The 15196-nt window shown below is 66.2% G+C and carries 13 protein-coding genes; 4 read left to right on the forward strand and 9 right to left on the reverse strand.

What is annotated here, in order from left to right:
* Window positions 1-58 precede the first annotated feature (58 nt).
* From sctC to D781_RS18940, 4 genes are all read left to right on the forward strand, one after another.
* The gene (gene sctC / locus D781_RS18925; RefSeq protein ID WP_015673945.1) at window positions 59-2104 is read left to right on the forward strand and encodes a type III secretion system outer membrane ring subunit SctC; all 2046 of its coding nucleotides are present in this window, start codon (window positions 59-61) and stop codon (window positions 2102-2104) included.
* A gap of 10 nt (window positions 2105-2114) precedes the next feature.
* Window positions 2115-2303 (forward strand): HrpT family type III secretion system protein, encoded by a 189-nt coding sequence (gene hrpT / locus D781_RS18930; RefSeq protein ID WP_015673946.1) that lies wholly within the window; start codon window positions 2115-2117, stop codon window positions 2301-2303.
* A 66-nt stretch (window positions 2304-2369) separates the two neighbouring features.
* Window positions 2370-7358: an AvrE-family type 3 secretion system effector gene (locus tag D781_RS18935; protein ID WP_015673947.1), complete on the forward strand. Its 4989-nt coding sequence runs from the start codon at window positions 2370-2372 to the stop codon at window positions 7356-7358.
* 16 nt (window positions 7359-7374) lie between these two features.
* Window positions 7375-7797 carry a type III secretion system chaperone gene (locus D781_RS18940; RefSeq protein ID WP_015673948.1) on the forward strand — a complete coding sequence of 141 codons (423 nt, stop codon included), beginning with the start codon at window positions 7375-7377 and terminating at the stop codon, window positions 7795-7797.
* A 170-nt stretch (window positions 7798-7967) separates the two neighbouring features.
* Here D781_RS18940 and sctU read toward each other — a convergent pair whose 3' ends face one another.
* The 9 genes from sctU to D781_RS18985 are packed head-to-tail and all read right to left on the reverse strand — an operon-like array spanning window position 7968 to window position 15195.
* Window positions 7968-9062 carry a type III secretion system export apparatus subunit SctU gene (sctU, locus tag D781_RS18945; RefSeq protein ID WP_015673949.1) on the reverse strand — a complete coding sequence of 365 codons (1095 nt, stop codon included), beginning with the start codon at window positions 9060-9062 and terminating at the stop codon, window positions 7968-7970.
* Complete coding sequence (gene sctT / locus D781_RS18950) at window positions 9059-9871, reverse strand: type III secretion system export apparatus subunit SctT (RefSeq protein WP_015673950.1); 813 nt, start codon at window positions 9869-9871, stop codon at window positions 9059-9061. Before sctT ends, sctU begins: the two co-directional genes overlap by 4 nt.
* Complete coding sequence (sctS, locus tag D781_RS18955; RefSeq protein ID WP_015673951.1) at window positions 9871-10131, reverse strand: type III secretion system export apparatus subunit SctS; 261 nt, start codon at window positions 10129-10131, stop codon at window positions 9871-9873. Before sctS ends, sctT begins: the two co-directional genes overlap by 1 nt.
* A 7-nt stretch (window positions 10132-10138) precedes the next feature.
* A complete protein-coding gene (sctR, locus tag D781_RS18960; RefSeq protein WP_015673952.1) occupies window positions 10139-10792 on the reverse strand; it encodes a type III secretion system export apparatus subunit SctR in 654 nt (217 codons plus the stop codon).
* A gap of 4 nt (window positions 10793-10796) precedes the next feature.
* Complete coding sequence (sctQ, locus tag D781_RS18965; protein ID WP_015673953.1) at window positions 10797-11849, reverse strand: type III secretion system cytoplasmic ring protein SctQ; 1053 nt, start codon at window positions 11847-11849, stop codon at window positions 10797-10799.
* Window positions 11846-12541, reverse strand: coding sequence for a type III secretion system HrpP C-terminal domain-containing protein (locus tag D781_RS22325; protein WP_015673954.1), 696 nt, complete (start codon window positions 12539-12541; stop codon window positions 11846-11848). Before D781_RS22325 ends, sctQ begins: the two co-directional genes overlap by 4 nt.
* Entirely contained in the window at window positions 12538-12999 is a 462-nt protein-coding gene (locus tag D781_RS18975; protein WP_015673955.1) for a hypothetical protein, read from the reverse strand. The genes D781_RS22325 and D781_RS18975 overlap by 4 nt, the downstream gene beginning before the upstream one ends.
* Window positions 12977-14350 (reverse strand): type III secretion system ATPase SctN, encoded by a 1374-nt coding sequence (gene sctN, locus D781_RS18980; RefSeq protein WP_041411904.1) that lies wholly within the window; start codon window positions 14348-14350, stop codon window positions 12977-12979. Before sctN ends, D781_RS18975 begins: the two co-directional genes overlap by 23 nt.
* Window positions 14344-15195: an EscD/YscD/HrpQ family type III secretion system periplasmic domain-containing protein gene (locus D781_RS18985; protein WP_015673957.1), complete on the reverse strand. Its 852-nt coding sequence runs from the start codon at window positions 15193-15195 to the stop codon at window positions 14344-14346. The genes sctN and D781_RS18985 overlap by 7 nt, the downstream gene beginning before the upstream one ends.
* Window position 15196 lies beyond the last annotated feature (1 nt).

Here is a 15196-nt window from a genome sequence, read left to right on the forward strand (position 1 = left end):
GGCTGCCGTTTTTTTATCGTCTGAACCCATCTCAACCATGGACAGCAAGGAGTAAGGAGTGGTGCTAACCCTGCCCGCGATACCCCATCTGCGACGTCTGGCGCTGGCGGCGCTGCTGCTGTGCGCCGGCATCGGCACCGTACAGGCCGCTACGCCCGGCGAGTGGAAGAACGGCGCTTACGCCTATTCCGCCGACAACACGCCGCTGAGCATCATCCTGGAAGATTTTGCCGATAGCTTCGGCGTGACGCTGTACGACAGCTCGCTGCCCGAAGCCAACGTTACCGGCAAACTGCGCTCCGGCAGCCCGGAGGCATTTCTGAACCGGCTGGCGCTGGAATACCGTTTTCAATGGTTTGTCTATAACGACACGCTCTACGTTAGCGCGCAGTCGGCGCAGGTATCGCGGCGGCTGGAAATCTCGCCCGACGCGGCGCCGGATATCAAACAGGCGCTGAAGGGCGTCGGCCTGCTCGACCCGCGCTTCGGCTGGGGCGAACTGCCGGACGAAGGCGTGGTGCTGGTCACCGGGCCGCCGGAATATGTCGCCATGATCGCCGACTTCACCAAAAAATCGGAAAAGCCCAAGGACGATAACAAAGAGATGATGTCGTTCCCGCTGAAGTACGCCTCGGTGGCCGACCGCAACATCAAATACCGCGACCAGACCCTGCTGGTGCCGGGGGTGGCCACCATCCTCAATGAGCTGCTGGGACAAAGCAGCAGCCCGAGCGCCAGCGGCATGAACAGCAGCCAGGGCGGCGAAAGTGAGATGGATCAGATGCGCGCCCAGTCGCAGGGGATCCTTAACCAACTGGTGGGACGCGGCACCAGCCACGGCCGCGCCGGCGATAAAAATCCGCTCGGCAACCTGGCCGGCAAAGTCTCGGCGGACGTGCGCAACAACGCCCTGCTGGTGCGTGACAAGCCGGAGTACCGCAGCGCCTATCAGTCGCTGGTCAGCATGATCGACGTGCCGCAGAAACTGATCGAGATCGACGCGCTGATCGTCGATATCGACCGCAGCGAGATGGCGCGCCTGTCGAGCAGCTGGGCCGGCCAGTTCGGCAACGTTACCGGTGGTTCGACGCTGCTCTCCGGCCCCAGCACGCTGTTCGTCACCGATTTTCGCCGCTTCTTCGCCGATATTCAGGCGCTGGAGGGCGAAGGCACCGCGTCGATTATCGCCAACCCGTCCATTATGACGCTGGAGAACCAGCCGGCGGTGATCGATTTCAGCGACACCGCCTTTGTGCGCGCCATCGGCGAGCGGGTGGCGGATATCCAGGCGGTTACCGCCGGCACCAGCCTGCGCGTGACGCCGCGCGCCATCGGCGGGAAAAGCAGCGCCACCTCGTCGGTGCAGCTGATCGTCGACGTTGAGGACGGCAAACTGAATAAAAACGACGACGGCGACGCCGAAGGCACCCGCAACGGTGCCATCAGCACCCAGGCGCTGGTGCAGGCAAAACGCTCGCTGGTGATGGGCGGCTTCCACACCAAAGAGAGCGGCGATCATGAGCGGCGCATCCCGATCCTCGGCAGCATTCCGCTGATCGGCAAACTGTTCACCACCTCGCAACATGAAACCTCGCAGCGCGAGCGGCTGTTTATCATCACGCCGCACCTGGTGGGCGATCAGGTGGATCCTTCCCGCTATATCGCCAGCGAAAATCGCGACCAGCTCAACAGCGCCATGGGAGAGATCAACCGCCGTCACAAGTACACCGACATGAAGGGCATGCTGGAGTCCGCAATGCGCGATCTGGCGGAAAACCGTCAGCCCAGCGGCATGACGGCCGGCGGCAGCGGCCAGACCCTGAGCACGCTGTGCCGCATCCCGTCCGGCTTCAGCAACGATGCGCAGCGCCACCAGTGGTACGGCAACCGTTCGGTGCAAATCGCCGTCGGGGTGATCACCAATACCAGCAACGTCACCCGGCGCTTTGATGAAGCCGCCTGCCGCAGCGACCGCACCCTCGCCGTCGCCGCCTGGCCGCATTCGCAGCTGCGCCCCGGCGAATCGGTAGAGGTGTACGTCGCGTTTGAAAAAAATGCCGTGGTCAGGCCGGGGCGCGCCTCCCTGATCGCCAGCGCCCGCTAAGGAGAAGACTATGGTTATCCGCTATATCGCCGCCCTGCTGGCGGCCATGCTGCTCGCCGCCTGCGCACCGAAAGCGCCGCCTGGCTGCGCCAGCGTCGAGTGCCGGCCGCAGTCCGGCGACAACAGCCTGACCATCTGGTGGCAGCCGGACCTGCGCAACGGTCCGACCGACTATACCCGGGTGCAGGTTAACCCCTGACGGCGGCGGCGGAGGCCCGTCCTCCGCACGCGGCGGCTATCTGCGAGATCGAGATAAGGAGAGGCTATGACGACGTCCATCAGCGGCAGCATCGGCGCTTGGTTCAATCGGGTGCGGCGGACCGGCGACGAGAACGCCGCCCGCAGCGGCAACACCGTCCGCGGCAACACCGCCCCGTCAACGCAGCGCGCCCCGCTGCCTGCGACGTCCCGCTCGCCGGCCGGCCTGCGCCAGCGCCCGAACGCCGCGCCGCAGCTGAGCGCGCTGTCCTCAGAGGCCGGCGACTGGGCGATGCAGCTCAACAGCCGGCTCGGCGACATCGGCGGCGCAACCGAAGAGCCGCCGGCCCTTACGCCGGAGGAGCAGGCGGCGCTGACGCAAAGGCAGACGCAGCGTCGCCAGATGGAGCGTAGCACCCGGCACCAGTGGCAGTCCCAGGCGCCCGCCGCCCAGCTGACGGGGCTGAGCCGCCGGGACGACGGCACGCTGAATATCGACGCCGGCGAAGCCTTAGGCCCGCTGCTGGAAAACACCCTCAACGCCAATAACCAGCGCTACCGCTGGCATGACAACGGTACTGAACACGGCCATATGCTGCTCGATCGGCAGAACCGGCTGATTAATCTGCACGAAGATCCGCTGGCGTTTACCGCCTTCAGCCACCGGCTGTCGGTGCCGCAGCAGCAGACGCCCGTCGCCGGCCATAACGGCAGCGTCAGCTGGGGCGGCGACGAACCGAAGACGGTCGCCAAGCCGGCGCAGGCGCTGCGGGAAAAACTCACCGGCATCTACCGCACCGGTCAGGGTGAGCAGGCGCTGCGCCTGCACGGCGATCGTTTATACCGCTATGCGCCCGATACCTCCGCCGAATGGCAGCTGATGCACGATATCGACGCCAAACCCTTCAGCCAGCTCAGTCGCCAGGGCAACGGCCAGCTGTTTGCGCTGCAGGACGACAAACGGCTGCTGAACCTCAGCAGCGGCCGCACCGAACATACCTTCAGCCAGAAAGTCTCCGCCTATGCGCTCAACCGCCACGGCGCGCTGCTGGCGCTGACGGCGGACAAGGCCGCCGGTGAGCAGCAATTGCTGTTTCGCGCCGCGGGCGCGGAGGGCGCGCCCCGACCGCTGCAGCTGCAGGTGGATAGAGAAGGCAACGGCGAACCGCAACCGTTTTACCCCGCCGCCATCGCCCTGCGCGGCAATGAACTGCTGGCGTTCGACGACGGCGGTCGCCTGCATCGCGCCGCGCTGCCGGACGGCGACATGCCGCCGACCCTGGAACTGGAGCAGGACGGCCGCGATACCCAGATTCGCCATCTGTTCTCCGACCCTGACGCACAGCTGACCGCGCTGCTGAACGACGGCGACGATCGCATCCACGCGCTGGTGAAAAACCGCCACAATCACGAATTCAGCTGCCAACTGGGCGACACCGGCGTCACTCCCGGCTGGAACCTGACCGATAGCATGGTGATGGACTATCAGAAAGGGTTGCGCCTCAGCACGCCGCGGCCGCACAACGTTGTCGATCTGGGCCGGCTGGGCAAGCTGGCGCTGATTGAAGGCAAGGTGCACTTTCGCGATGAGGTCACCGGCCACTGGGAGGCCAGCGAAGAAAAGGCCGACCGCCTGATCCGCGGCCAGGATGGCCAGGCGTATAAAGTGGAGGACGGCGAAGTCAAACCGCTGAAGATCAATCAGGCCGGCAACAAGGCCTCACTCCAGGGCAACCTGTTTCATCTGACGCGGGTGCGCAACAGCGTGGAGGCCGACCTCGCCCTGACCGGGCTGGACAAGAACAGCCAGACCCAAACCGTCACCGCGCTGGGCAACGGACGTCTGGCCTCGCTGCGGGAAGACGGCAGCGTACAACTGCACCAAATCATCCCCGGCGCGCGGCGCGAGCGTATGCCGCCGCTCCCTATCAAACGTGAAGGCCTGCCCGACGCCCAAACGCCGGCCGGCAAGCTGAAAGACCTGGCCGGCAACGCCAGCCATCAGCTGTTCGGCCTGACCGGCAACGGGCAGCTGTTTTGCCTGGAGCCGGCCGGCTGGCTGCCGCCGGCGCTGCGCTCGGGCAACTGGCAGCAGGGTCAGGCGGCGGCCGCCTGGCAGCCGGTGACGCCGCCGCCGAATCTCGGCGCGCTGACCAGTCTGCACAACGATGCGCAAGGCCGCCTGGTGGCGGCGGACGACGCCGGCCGCTCCGCCACCTGGCACAACGGCAGCTGGCAAGCTACCGATGAGGCGGCGCCCGTCTCCTACCGCAACGACGCCTCGCAGCAGACCTTCGACCGGCTGGGCGCCAGCGGTAAAAGCGGCCGTATCCCCGGCACCGGCATCACCTATAAACGCGAGTTCGAGGTGTTCGGCGCCGGCGGCAATAATACCCGCCAGGTGAACAACCCGTTTAAAAAACGCATGCAGGCCTTTTTGTTTAAGCCCCAGGGCAAAATGCCGCGTCCGCTGAAAAATCTCGGCAACGAAATTATCCACCGCGCCAGCGGCCGCGAGGGACTCAAACCCTGCTATCAGGCCCAGCAACAGATCTCCGCCGACATCACCGCCAAGGTCGCCGCCAAACCGGCGGCGCCCGCAGACAGCGGCACCGAGCTCAACAGTCTGCCAACGCTGGAGACGCGCCTCAGCGCGCTGGGGCTGGCGCAGAGCGACGACGCCCGCCACCAGCAGTTGCATAAAGAGATCGCCGGCTTCAGTGAGATGCTGGGGCGCAGCCTGAACCTGCACAGCGCCGCGGTGGGCAAACATTACGGCGTGGTGGATGAGCACAACCGGGTGATCGATAACCCGACAACGCTGCTGCACACCCGCAGCGGCCAGTTTAACCGCCACAGCCAGCGCGATCCGCAGCTGGCCGGCACCCTACGGCACCTGCTGGGCAACCACCGCTCGCAGTCGGCGCAGGACGCGCTGCATACCCTGAGCGCCATGGAGAATAACGGCGTGGTGATCAACCACCTGAAGGACGAACGCGACTATCACGACGATATCGGCCTGCTGAAATCACGCCTGTTTCTCGATCTGCTGACGCAGGAAAAGCTGCATCAGGCGCTGAGCGACTGTCAGGCCGCCCCGGCGTCCGACCCGCAGCGCCTGAACACCCTGCGCAACACCGTGCGCAACCTGCGCGATGAACAGTGGGATCAGCACCCGGTAAAGAAACTTTCCGATCAAGGCTTCCAGAACACCCGCCAGCTTGAAGCCTATTACGACGGCATGAAAAGAACGGTCAAGGCCTTCTCCAAGCAGCACCACGGCACCTACGTCACCGCCAGTACGCTGTTCCAGACCGGCAACCGTGAGGAGCTGACGCAGCGGCTCGGCGAAGAGCTGCTGGCGCTGAAAAACGGCGAGGCGCTGACCTTCGGCAACGGCCACAGCGGCTTTGTCTCCAGCGTCACCATTCCCGGCGACCAGATTATCGGTTCGGTCGGCGCGCGGGTTAATCTGGATCGTGACTACAGCCTGGCCTTCACCCGCGAGGAGAGCGGGCTGACGGTGACCGTCGCCCGCAACGGCGGCGGCAGCCTGAACGTGTTCGGCGCCGCCGGCTTCAACGTGCTGACCGGCCACCTGAATGAGGACAGTCTGGATTTCGGCCCGGAGGGCAACCACAAACTGTCGCCGGTGGTGCGTTTCGGCGCGTCGCTGCCGCTGAACCTGCAGCGCCAGTCGCAAAACAGCATGACCTTCAGCCTGAGCGATAACGAGCTGCCGCAGTTTCTGCAGCAGCTGACCACCAATCAGCTCAGGCCGATGGATATGCTGGACAAGGCCATCGACCACAAGGTGAAAAACGGCAACGTCTGGAACCTAAGCCTGGATCTCAACGCCTCGGCGCAGGCCAGCCTCGGCCTGCCGATGACCAACAAAAGCGAGACCACCAACGTCGCCAGCGCCCGCCTCGGCGGCGGCCTGTCGGCCGGCGCCAACCTGCTTCACGGCCAGCGCGAACGCAGCGATGCGCACAACGCGGAAGGCAGCAAAGTCAGCCGCAGCGATAACCGGGTGCGCTACCTGAATCAGGGCAATCTGGACGCCCGCATTATGGTGCCCGTCGGCGTCAGCAGCAAAACCGAGCACGCGCGCGAGCCGATTATGGCGACCAGCGCGCTGGCGGCGCGCTACACCTTTGACGGCCGCACCAAAAAGAAAATCAATATGGAGCTGGCGGAGCCGCAGACGCTGGATCACACCCATATCGACAAGATCGCGGAGAGCCTCGGCAAGGCCTTTACCAGCCCGGCCGACGGCCGGAAGCTGAGCGCGGTGCAGGGCAGCGCCGGCGACAGTTCGCCGCAGGCCCGGCTGGCGGAACTGAGTGAGCACTTCCGCTCTCATCTGCTCGGCGGCAAAACGCTGAACAACAGCCAGCATGCGGCGATCCGCGATCTACAGAAACTGATCCACCAGCGCGAGGCCATGGATAACAAGGTGCCGTTGCCCGGCGCGCTGGAATATCAGTCCACCTACAACAACCTGGCCAAGGTGGACAGCAACAGCCTGCCGCACTGGATCCATGATGCCTTCCGCTTTGAGATGCAGGACGACAACCACGCCAACAGCAACGCCAACCGCATCGGCGCCATGATGACGCAGGATCCGCGCCTCGCCGGGCTTATCCGCCAGATGCAGCTCAGCACCGACACCAAGGCCGAGGTGACGCTGGAGCTGAAAGACGAGGCCCGTCGCCGGCTGGTGGAGAACTGGCTGCACGGCAATATCCAGCGGCAGGATCTGGAGCGCCAGCTGCAGGATCGCAGCAACATGCGCATCAAATCCATCGCCTTTGTCGAAAGCAAGGCCAAGGGCGACGGCATTACCTCCCCGCGCTTTCTGATCGGCGGCGGCAGCAGCGTCAGCATCGAGAAAGAGCGCAAGCTGGGCAAGATCGGCTTCAGTTACGGCGTCGATCAAAACACGCCGCTGAGCTACAGCCTGGAAGGCGAACTCGCCGACCGCCAGAACGCGTCGTTAAGCGAACCGCTGAACCGGGCGTGGGCGCAGGGGCGACTGTTGAAAGATGCATAACACCGAGGAGAGACCCGTGGAAACGCACTATATCCAAAAACTGCTGGCCCGCTACGGCGCGGGCCTGAACACCGAACTGCAGCTGGAAAACGGCGTCTGCGCCCTGCAGGATGAACGCGGCCGGGAACTGGCGGTACTGGAGTTGCCGCCGCCGGGCGAGGTGCTGATGCTGCACTGCCTGATTCTGCCCGCCGATCCGGCCTGGCAAACGCCGACCATGCTGCAGACGCTGCTGACGATGAACTTTGAGATCGGCGCGATGGGCGGCAGTTGGCTGGCGCTGGATCCGGCGGGCAACCTGCGCCTGTGCAACCGCCGTGCGCTGAGCCTGCTGGATCACGCCGGCTTCGCCCTGCTGCTTAACGATTTTATCGAACGCGGCCACCAGGTGCGCGACTTTATGCCGGATCTGCTGGAGCGCCTGCGCCCCGTCGCCTGACCGTCCTCAGGAGCCGTTACGGGAACGGCTCCTCAGACAACTGATTAGCTTGTTATTAGGGAGAGCGTGGCGATGGGGTCGTAGCGGCGTTAGCCGCCGAAGCGCCCCTCGTTACGCTAGGCCCGAGTATCTCGATCTATCAGACGACATTGTTATCAATATCGAAGCCGTTACGGGAACGGCTCCTCTTCCAGTTCAATCACCTCATTCAGATAGCTGTCCTCCAGTTCGCGCAGCAGGCGGTAAACCTGCGCCACCGCCTTCAGCGTCTCACGCGGGATCCAGCTGCCTTCCGGCGTGGTGCGGTACAGGGTGCGCGTCAGCCAGATATAGCGCACCACCGGAATATGGGCGCGCTGCGCCTGATCCACCAGATAGTGCGCGTCGTCGCCGTGCGCCTTGAACACCAGGCGCGGCAGCGGCGTTTCGCCGGGACGGTAATAGAGCCCGACCGCATAGTGGGTCGGGTTGACCAGCAGCACGTCGGCCTCTTCCACCGCCACGTTGCGCGCCGCGCTCGGCTCTTCGTTCAGGATATCCTGCGCCACCTGACGCCGGTGCCCTTTCATATGCGGGTCGCCTTCGTTCTGCTTATATTCGTTGCGGATATCTTCGTGGCTCATCCGCTGCTGCTTGAGGAAAAAGAAACGCTGCACGCCGAAATCCATCAGGCTGAGCGCCAGCAGCACCAGCAGCACCCGGCGCGCGCAGCTGATAAACAGCTGCAGCACGCCGTGCCAGAAACCGTCCAGCGTGCTCTGGGCCAGACGCGCCAGGTTGCCCATCTCCGGCGCCAGCGACAGCCACAGCACCAGACCGATGGCGGCCGCCTTGATAATACTGGTCAGCAGCTGCGCCATCTGCCGGCCGGAGAACATATTCTTGAAATGGTTCACCGGGTTGAGCGATTCGGGCTTCGGCAGCAGCGCCTCCACCGAAAACAGCGGGCCGAACTGGATCCAGCCCCCCAGCACCCGCAGCAACAACGCGATACTGCAGACGATGGCGGAAAACAGCGCCAGCACCAGCAGAGAGTCGCTGAGCACCTCCTCCATCGCATGGCCGAACGGGTCGCGCAGGCGCAACAGCGGCAGCAGCATCATCGACTCCATCCGCTGCATGCCGTCCTCCACCAGCGCAAAGATCGCCTCCAGAATGCCGATGGAGATCAGCAGCTTCGGGATATCCTGACTCTGGCCGACCTGCCCCTTCTTACGCGACTCCTGCAGCTTCTGCGGCGTGGCCTGTTCGGTTTTTTCACTCATCGGCCGACCTCCGCAGGCGGCAGCAGCGTGCCGAGAATGGCGCTCAGATCGCGCAGCTCAAACAGCCGCTCGCCCGCCAGATGGTTGAGCACCGGCAGGTACAGGACGAAGAACAGCAGCCCCAGCAGGCACTTCACCGGAATGGTCAGCACCGTGGCCTGAATCTGCGGGCTGTAGATGCTGATGATACCGACGGCAAAGTCCATCAGCAGCAGCAGCGCCACCAGCGGGCCGGCGTACAGCACCATGTCGACAAAGGTAGTTTTCACCAGGCCGAGCCAGACGCCCCAGCCCTGTTCGCCCGGCAGCGGCATCCACGCCAGCGCCGGCCACAGGCGGTAGCTGTCCCACAGCACCTGGGTGATGGTGCCCAGCCCCGGCCCCACCATCAGCAGCAGAATCATCGACTGCTGCATCAGGTGGCCCAGCGGCGTCACGTCCGGCCCCAGCAGCGGGTTGAGCTGGCCGCCCATCAGCGCGCCGCGCTGGTTGTCAAACAGCGCCCCCACCGACTCCATCATCCAGAACGGCAGCCCCAGCACCAGCCCGAGCAGCGCGCCGAGGATCAGCTCTTTCAGCCCCAGCGCCGTCAGCGTCAGCAGCTCCGGCGGGTTGGCGGCGATGGCGGCCTGCAGCCCCGGCGCGATAAACAGCGCCAGCGCCGCCACGATCGCCGCGCGCGGCCCCCCTTTGATCACATTAAAGGAGAAGATCGGCGTCAGCAGCACGCAGGGGAAAATACGCGCCATGCCCAGCAGCAGCGCCAGCAGATACTGGAACAGCTGATCCAGCAGATCGCCCCACAGCATCAGCCGCCGACCCGCGACATCATGGCGAAGGCGTTCTGTGTCAGCTGCAGCAGCTCCACCCCGAGCCAGCGCCCGGTCAGCGCCAGCGTCACCCCGACCGCCACCAGTTTCAGGCAGAACGGCAGCGTCTGATCCTGCAGCTGCATCGCCGCCTGCAGCAGCGAGGTAATCACCCCCACCAGCACCGCGACGATCAGCGGCGGCGCGGAAAGCAGCACCACCAGCAGCATCGCCTGACGAAAAAAGCTCAGTATATCCATCGCCGCCTCACAGATAGCTATAGAACAGGCCGTCCAGCAGCCGAGTCCAGCCGCTGACCAGCACAAACAGCAGGATCTTCAGCGGCAGCGAGACCGTCATCGGCGACACCATCTGCATCCCCAGCGCCAGCAGCACGTTGGAGACGATCAGATCCATCACCAGGAAGGGGATAAAGATCAGAAAGCCGATCTTGAAACCGTTTTGCAGTTCCGACAGCACAAACGCCGGGATCACCAGCAGCGGGCTTTGCGGCGTCAGCGACTGCGCCATCTCTTTCGGCCACATGCGCGCGCCGTTCTCCTGCAGGTGGGTCAGAATGTCCGGGTCGGTATTGCGCGTCATAAACGCCTTCAGCGGCTCGGCGCCGTTGCCGAAGGTGTACTCCAGCCGCTCCATATTGCTGAAGTCGAGCGGCATCGCCTTGAGCCGCTGGCTCATATCGTTAAACACCGGCGCCATCACAAACAGCGTCGCGGCGAGGGCGATGCCGTACAGCGCCATATTGGGCGGCACCTGCTGCACGCCCATCGCGTTGCGCGTCAACAGCAGCACCATGGAAATTTTGAGAAAACAGGTGCAGACGATCATCAGCATCGGCACCAGCGACAGCGCGCCGAGAAACAGCGCCAGCATCATCGGATTAAGCGACTGCGCTTCCATACTCTCAGTGCCCCTGTCCCAGCGGGTTGACGCCGCCCGGCAGCATATGGGTAATCTGCAGCCCCAGCCGCCCTTCCACATCCACCAGCTCGCCTTTCGCCAGCGGGTAGTCGCCGTGACACAGCAGCGCTTCACCGGGCTGGACATGCTCCACCATAATGGTGGCGCCCGGCGCCAGACGCTGCAGATCGCCCACCGTCAGGTGCAGATGCCCACAGCGCACGGTCAGCGCCAGCGGTAGAGGATCGAGCGTTACGCCGGCCGGCTCTGAATCGGCGCTCCATTCCACGCTGCTCTCGTCCTGTACGTCGCTTTCTGTCTCGTTATCGTTGTAGGGAAATGTCACGGATGTTGTCTCCAGATCGGTAAGATAAAAACCAGTGCTTCGCCCTTCCGCGCCGACCAGTTCGCCCTGGGCGCGGAAATGTGCGAAACGCAGCGTCCCCGCACCGTGCGGGGTGAAAGTGTCCTCACGCGGCAGCAGCACATCATCAGGCCGCAGGCGCGCCAGTTCGGCGAGGGATAAGCTCAGCGCGCCGACGCAAAACGGCAGGGTCAGCGGCAGCGCCGCCAGCGCGTCGTTCTGTTCACTCTGCCAGCCCGGCGCCGCCAGCAGGTCGGATAACACTTCGGGCGCCGCCGTCAGCGCGCTCTGCGCCCGTAGCTCGCCCAGCGTCACCGTCAGCCGCACGCTGAGCGCCCCGGCGGGCGGCTCGCCGTCGGCGGCGCTCAGCTCGCCGAACAGCGCGCGAAGCGGCGCGCTCAGCCCATGGCTGAACAGCGGCCAATACCAGAGGCGATCCTCATCGTTGCCGGTCGGCAGCGACGGGCAGTCGGACAGCAGCCCGCAGACGCCTTCCGCCTCGCTCAGCCACAGCGGGCCGGCCGCACAGCGCAGCGCCGTGCCCGCCGCCCGCCGCCCGCCGGCGTCCAGGCCGATACGCAGTTCGCCGGCGTTGTCGCCCAGTTGAAAAGGCAGGCACAGCCCATGGCCGATAAGGCCGCGCGTCCAGGCATCGGCGGCGCTCTGCCGCCGCAGCCGCAGCGGCGTACTCATGCCCACTCCCCCCGCTGTTCAAAGCGCAGGCGCACCCGGCACGCCAGGCGGCGACGCAGCGAGTGGCGACAGCGCTCTTCATGCGCCGCCAGCGCGTCCAGCGCCGCCGGCGCAAAGCGCAGCGCAATGTCCCAGCCGCCCGCCGGCAGCGCCTGCAGCCGGGCGTCCACATCCCCCAGGCGCGGCAGCAGCAGCGTGACGGAGACCGGGCCGGCCGGCGGATTGACCAGCGCCCGGTCCAGCTCATTTTCCAGCGGCTGCCACAGCGCCATCGGCGCGCCGGCGCCGCTGCTTGCCGGCGTTGCCGCCGGATGCGGCGTGGCGGCGGCGTGCGGCGCAACGTGCAGCGCGCCGGGCAAGGACGCCTCATCGCGATCCATCAGCATGCTGAACAGGTTGCCGTCCGGCGTCGCCGCGGCGGTTTCTTCATCCCGTCTGGCGGCGGGCAGCCCGGCGAGCGCCGGACGTTCGGCCGCCGCGCGTCCGCGTTCAGGCGTACGCGCGGGGCTTTTCCCCGCCGGGCGTTCCTTACGCAGCGGATGATGGCCGTCGCCGGCCGGCGCGTGCCCGCTATGCGGCTGACGCGCCGCCGCTTCCTGACGCCGCTGCGCCGCCGGGCGCTGCGGCTCCGGTTCCCGCTGTTTGGCGCGCTCGCGGGCAGCGCGGTGTTCCTGCTGCGTCGGGGAGATCATGGCGCCTCCTCCTGTTCCCGCAGCAGACACTCCAGCTTCTCCAGCTCGCGCTGGCGGCGACGCGCCTCGGCCTGCGCCGCCTGCAGTTTCTGCTGCTGCTCTTCGCTGCGCCGCTGGCTGGCCAGCAGCTGCTGCTGACCCGCCTCCACCGCCGCCGCCGCGCTGCGTTCGCCATCAAGGCCGTGTTGCAGACGCTCCAGCGGCTGCCGGCCCAGATAGCGCCGGTCAAACTGTTCCCGCCGCCGCTGATAATCCTGCCGCGTTGCCGCCAGCTGGCTCTGCGTCTGCTGCAGCTGCCGCCGGCAGGCGCTGAGCTGCTGCTCTTCCCGCCGCTGGCGGCGCTCGCTGCGCTGCAGACGCTGGCGGCGAATCGGCAGCATCAACGCCAGCGCTTGGCCGAGCGCCCGATCGCCGTCGTCCGGCTGCGGCTCATGATCAATGTTGCTGTTCCGGCGCATAGCCGCTTACCTCCGTCAGTTGCTGCAAAGTCTCTTCCCAGGCGCAGGGGGCGCGCGTCTCCTGGCGTAAAAAACCGTTGATGGCGCCCTGCGCCTCCACCGCGGCGTCGGTCATCGCGTCGTGCCCCGGCTCGTACTCCCCCAGCCGGATCAGCATCTCCACCTGCTGCCAGGCCGACATCAGGCGGCGCAACCGGGTGGCGTCGGTTAGCTGCTCCCGCTCCGCCACGTTGCTCATGGTGCGGCTGAGGCTGGCCAGCACGTCGATGGCCGGATAGTGGCCGCGCTCTGCCAGCCGGCGGGTCAGCACAATATGGCCGTCGATCAGCGAGCGCACTTCGTCCGCCACCGGGTCGTTCATCGAATCCGCTTCAATCAACACCGAATACAGGGCGGTGATGCTGCCCGTCATGGTCTGCCCCGCCCGCTCCAGCAGCCCCGGCAACAGGGTATACACCGAAGGCGGCAGCCCGCCGCGCCCCGGCGGCTCCCCCAGCGCCAGGCCGATTTCACGCTGGGCGCGGGCGAAGCGGGTCAGCGAGTCGAGGATCAGCAGCACGCTTTTTCCCTGCGCGCGGAACGCTTCGGCAATCGCCGTGGCGGTAAAGGCCGCGCGGGCGCGCTCCATGCTGCTGCGATCCGAGGTGGCGCACACCAGCACCGTGCGGCTGCGCAGCGCTTCATCCAGCTCATGGTCGAGGAACTCACGCAGCTCGCGGCCGCGCTCGCCGATCAGGCCGAAAACGATGGCGTCACAGGGGGTATTGCGCGCCAGCTCCGCCAGCAGCGTGGTTTTGCCGCAGCCGGCGCCGGCAAACACGCCGACCCGCTGGCCGACGCCGAGGGTCAACAGACCGTCGATGGCGCGCACGCCGGTCGGCAGCGCCTGGGCAATGCGCGGACGCGCGGTCGGCGGCGGCGCGTCGCTCACCACCGGCACGGTATCAACGCCGCTCCCCGGCAGCGCAAAGGCGCCGACGCTCTGTTCATCCAGCGGCCGGCCGAAGCCGTCCAGCACGCTGCCGAGCAGCGCCTCGGACACGCTGATGCTGTGCGGCAGCCACAGCGGCGTCACCCGCGCGCCGCGGGCAATGCCGTCCAGCGGCCCCAGCGCCGACAGCAGCGTATGCTGCGGGTTAAAACCCACCACCTCCGCCAGCACGCTCTCCTGCTCACCGCGCGTGATGCGGCACAGATCGCCGATGCGCGCGCGCGGCAGGCTGCACTCCAGCAGGATGCCGCTGATGCCGGTCACCCGGCCGTAGGCCGTCACCGCGTCCGCCGCCTGCAGGCGCCGCCGCTGACGATCGGCCCAGGCGGCGATCCCGCCGGCGATCTCCGTCATCACCACTTCACCGTCAGCGGATCGCGGCCGCTGAATTCGATCCGATCGTCGGTGATCGCCGCCAGCCGCAGGCCGGCGACCTCATCGCCGATAAACACCCGCTGGCCGTCGTCCGTGACGATATTGGCCCGCTGGCCGGTGGTGACCTGCACGATGCGAAACGGCAGTTTCTTCTCCTGCGGCCGCACCGCGCTTTTCACCGGCGCCGCCGCGCCATAGTGCGCGTAAAAGCGCGCCATCATGCGTTCAAACACCGCCATCTGCGGCTTGCTTAATTCGCCGCTCAGCAGCAGGCCGTCGCCCTGCTTGCTGATGCGGATCTGTTTGATCAGTTCGCGCTCTCGCAGCTGCTGCTGCAGCGGCGCGCGCAGCTCTTCCACACTGTTCCAGCTGGCGGTGCGCCCCTCGCCGGCGGAGGTCTGCGCCATCGTCGGCTGCAGGATCCAGCTGGCGACCGTAATGCTCAGCAGCAGGAACAGCCCGAGCACCAGGCCGCGCATCGCGCCGGACAGCCGGCGACGGGCGGCCGGCGGCGGCGCAGGGCTGGTCTCAGCCGGCGCGGGCAGCGCCGCCGCCTCGTGCCACGGCGTTTCAGCGCGCGCCACACACAGCCAGACGTCGGCCAACTGGAACGGCGTATCCGCCTCCAGCGTCCAGGTTTCCTGCGAGGCCGGCTCCGTGCTCAGCCGCCAGACCCCGTCGTCGCAGCCGAGGAGGTAACTCAGGCCGGCCAGGTCCACGCCGTCGAGGCGCAGATCGGCCTGCGGATCGCCGCCGATGCGCCATGACGCGCCGCTGAGGGGCAAGGCGGCGCCGCAGTGGTAGCCGGACAGTACGCGCAGCTCAAACATC

Origin of the sequence: Serratia sp. FGI94, from assembly GCF_000330865.1 — a bacterium.
GTDB lineage: Bacteria > Pseudomonadota > Gammaproteobacteria > Enterobacterales > Enterobacteriaceae > Serratia_B > Serratia_B rubidaea.

Bases quoted from the DNA above. Each gene is read 5' to 3' on its own strand.
- D781_RS22325 (WP_015673954.1), bottom strand. From the start codon at position 12,541: ATGATCTCCCCGACGCAGCAGGAACACCGCGCTGCCCGCGAGCGCGCC.
- D781_RS18975 (WP_015673955.1), bottom strand. From the start codon at position 12,999: ATGCGCCGGAACAGCAACATTGATCATGAGCCGCAGCCGGACGACGGC.
- D781_RS18985 (WP_015673957.1), bottom strand. From the start codon at position 15,195: ATGTTTGAGCTGCGCGTACTGTCCGGCTACCACTGCGGCGCCGCCTTG.
- sctT (WP_015673950.1), bottom strand. From the start codon at position 9,871: ATGCTGTGGGGCGATCTGCTGGATCAGCTGTTCCAGTATCTGCTGGCG.
- sctQ (WP_015673953.1), bottom strand. From the start codon at position 11,849: ATGAGTACGCCGCTGCGGCTGCGGCGGCAGAGCGCCGCCGATGCCTGG.
- hrpT (WP_015673946.1), top strand. From the start codon at position 2,115: ATGGTTATCCGCTATATCGCCGCCCTGCTGGCGGCCATGCTGCTCGCC.
- sctR (WP_015673952.1), bottom strand. From the start codon at position 10,792: ATGGAAGCGCAGTCGCTTAATCCGATGATGCTGGCGCTGTTTCTCGGC.
- sctU (WP_015673949.1), bottom strand. From the start codon at position 9,062: ATGAGTGAAAAAACCGAACAGGCCACGCCGCAGAAGCTGCAGGAGTCG.
- sctS (WP_015673951.1), bottom strand. From the start codon at position 10,131: ATGGATATACTGAGCTTTTTTCGTCAGGCGATGCTGCTGGTGGTGCTG.
- D781_RS18935 (WP_015673947.1), top strand. From the start codon at position 2,370: ATGACGACGTCCATCAGCGGCAGCATCGGCGCTTGGTTCAATCGGGTG.